Below are 368 nucleotides of genomic sequence, written 5' to 3' on the forward strand. Positions count from 1 at the left end.
CGTCGAACGCGCGCGCGGCCGCCGTCAGCAGCGCCGCGCTGGCGGCGCGGCGGCGCTGCGCCACCGCCTGGTCGCGGTAGGCCTTGACCACCTCGTGCACCACCTTGTTCTTCACGCCGTCCAGCTGCGCCTCGGCCGACTCCTGCTTCGACTGCGCCGCGCGCAGCTCGTTGCGCCGGATCTGGCCGTCGTACAGGGGGAACTCCAGCAGCAGGCCGATGCCGTACACCGGCTGGTTGACGTTGGACCAGGCGCCGCCGTCCGAGCGCGAGCGGCCCAGGTTCTGGCCGGCGTGGGCGGCCAGCGCCAGCTTGGGACCGTAGTCGGCGCGCGCCTGCCGCACCGCCGCCTCGCCGGCGCGCACCTGG

1 protein-coding gene is annotated in these 368 nt (G+C 75.5%); it reads right to left on the reverse strand.

Annotated features, from left to right (window positions below):
- The coding region (locus tag GJ695_RS29450; RefSeq protein ID WP_166455429.1) for a TolC family protein at positions 1–368 on the reverse strand (368 nt) is incomplete at both ends.

The sequence above is a fragment of the Duganella alba genome, from assembly GCF_009674495.1.
In the GTDB taxonomy this organism is placed as follows: Bacteria; Pseudomonadota; Gammaproteobacteria; order Burkholderiales; family Burkholderiaceae_D; genus Rugamonas; species Rugamonas alba.